Genomic DNA, 2,337 nt, shown 5'->3' on the forward strand with positions numbered 1-2,337 from the left:
GACTTTCATCATCTACTGACTCGGCATCAACTACTGAGATTGGGAGGTTTGAGAGGATTTGTTCACAGTCTTTGAGCGACAATTTCCGACGTAGGACACGAAAGATGCCCAGGGCGATCTCATCGTTTGGGTTGTCGGTCAAACTTGTATTGGCCGCTGCGCGAATTTTGGCGCGCAGATAGTCAATTTGCTCCCGTTCCTTCATGACCTCAGCTGCCATTGAAGCAATCTCATGTAAGCGATCAAAGAGTGGTGTGAGGTCGAAGCCAAACCGAAGGGCCTTGCCCTCGTGTCTGTTGTGCTTTGTGAAGCGCTTTCGATTTGGGCTGTCACGACGCACCAGTAGGCCAATATCCTGCAACGTTGCCGCGTGACGTCTGATTGTTCTGTCTGAAATGCCGTTGCGTCGAAATGTGAGTGTTGCATTCGATGCAAACACTGTGTGGTGATTGCGCTTTGGCGCCAGGCACGAAAGCATCGCATCTAAGGTCGATATCACGGGTGCGCTGAGACCAAGACGAGGCGCTGCGTTGCGGAGCGTTGCTACGACGATGTGACGCTCTGGAATGGAATTGTCCGCGGACAATATTTCACTGGTCCGCAGCCCGGTGGGTGCAGATGCTTGTGTAAATGCCATGTTTTTTTCACGACAACCTGATGTGAAAGGCACCAATATCTCTGAAAATCAGAAAAAAGGCCGCAAATCTTCGTCAACCGAATCGGTTGTTGTTGACTGGCGCGGAGAAGCTGGTAAATCTGAAAGTGCAAAGAACAGATTGGGCTCTCCTAGGGAAACCTTGGGGGGCTCTTTCTTTTTTGGGTTGTTGGTCGTGCTCCTTTTTTAAGTTTTACTGCTCGGTCGACGTCAGTCAGAGCTTTTGCTCTGACTGCCACGCCTCATAGAGGCGCGTAAGCTCAGCTTCTGCGTTTTTACGCATCCACTGGGCAAATTCTGGGGCATCAGACTTTGACAGCTTAAATGTCAAAGCACGTGCCGTTTCTTTTACCTCGGCTAAAGCCGTCCCATCACTAAGTTTGATGGAGAGGGTAGGGGGGGCAGCTGGTTTGTCTGGGGCTTTAGATTTCAGCGCCTGAGTAATGGCATCACTGACCAAGCCAAAGCGGTCGTCGGAGCTCTTGGCAGCATTGAACTGAAGCGTTGCGGTGACCTGTTCAAGATCGACGCTATCGCTGCGCGACTGGTCTGCCAACTCTTCCCAACGTCTGCGTCCAATGCCATGCGCGGAGCCGATCTTCTCGATGACTGACTTAGGAATAGACCGTGCAACTTTGGTCATGCGCGAAAGCATTGGCTTGTCCACAGCGAGGGCATCCAGAATGATTGCTTGCTCGTAGCCACTTGTAGCCAGCTCGGTGGCGAAAAGCGCCTTTTCAATGAAGCTGGGATCCAAGCGTTGAGTGTTCTCTTGTCCCTGGGCAAGAATAGCCTCTTCATCAGAAAGAGACCTGACAAGTGCTTTCGCGGGGATGCCGAGCGATCGCAAGGCCCGCAATCTGCGGCGACCATAAACAATCTTGTAGTGTCCGGGTTTGTCCGCGATGGGGCGCACCATAATTGGTACTTGTTGGCCGTGTGACTTAATGCTCTCAGCTAGCGTCACAACATCAGCATCGGTGAAAGAGAGACGGTCCTTGGGGCCGTTCTCTTCAATGACATCAACGGAGATTTCTCTTACCGCGTTGCTCGCGACATCCTTCAAAGTGGATTTAACGCCGCTCATTGCGCCGGTATTCGGGAATCGTGCCTTTTGTTCTCCGGCTGGTGCCGCAGTGCCGGCCGCATCGGGTGGGGGAGGGGGCTGGAATAGGTTTCTACGGGCCATTAGTCAGTTTTCCTTCCCCAAGCTTGCTGGATCGTCTTTTCGAACTCATCCGCGACGCCATTAACAGACTCTAATATGCGTGTTAGTGTCTTCTTTACGACTTGCGAGGGATCCAGCTCATAGATGGTTTGCTGCGTCATCCCAGCGTCTGAGATCGCTGTCGATTTGAGCATCGGGGTGGTCAACACTTGATCCAAGAGAATAGACCTCAAGAAACCCGCCATTTGTGACTGTGGTACGTCGGTTGGTTCATATCGAGCGATCAAGAACTTAAGGAAATTCCAGTCGATGGGCCCCGCCGCCTCTTCGAGAGTTTGGACAGTTTCTCCAGCCATTTCAAGGAATTGCGCCATTGATGCAACATCCAACATGCTGGGAACAACCGTGATTAGAAGGCCGGTAGAAGCCAACAAAGCTGTCATTGTTGTGAAGCCAAGTTGAGGCGGGCAATCAATGATGACGAGATCGTAGTCTGCTTCGACCTCGTCGAGAG

3 protein-coding genes are annotated in these 2,337 nt (G+C 51.9%); all 3 read right to left on the reverse strand.

Annotation, left to right across the window (positions count from 1 at the left end; translation table 11 throughout):
- Positions 1–637 (reverse strand): helix-turn-helix domain-containing protein (locus WBC85_RS05095; protein ID WP_424433628.1); only part of this gene is annotated, 637 nt, incomplete at its 3' end.
- A gap of 232 nt (positions 638–869) precedes the next feature.
- On the reverse strand, positions 870–1,844 hold the full coding sequence (repB, locus tag WBC85_RS05100; RefSeq protein WP_424433630.1) for a plasmid partitioning protein RepB: 975 nt from the start codon (positions 1,842–1,844) through the stop codon (positions 870–872).
- Positions 1,844–2,337, reverse strand: a 494-nt coding sequence (locus WBC85_RS05105; protein WP_424433632.1) for an AAA family ATPase, incomplete at its 5' end; no start/stop codon positions are given. The genes WBC85_RS05105 and repB, both read right to left, overlap by 1 nt.

Origin of the sequence: Planktotalea sp. (assembly GCF_049680325.1) — a bacterium.
GTDB lineage: Bacteria > Pseudomonadota > Alphaproteobacteria > Rhodobacterales > Rhodobacteraceae > Planktotalea.

Coding starts and splice junctions, on each gene's coding strand:
- repB (WP_424433630.1), bottom strand. CDS start 1,844: ATGGCCCGTAGAAACCTATTCCAGCCCCCTCCCCCACCCGATGCGGCC.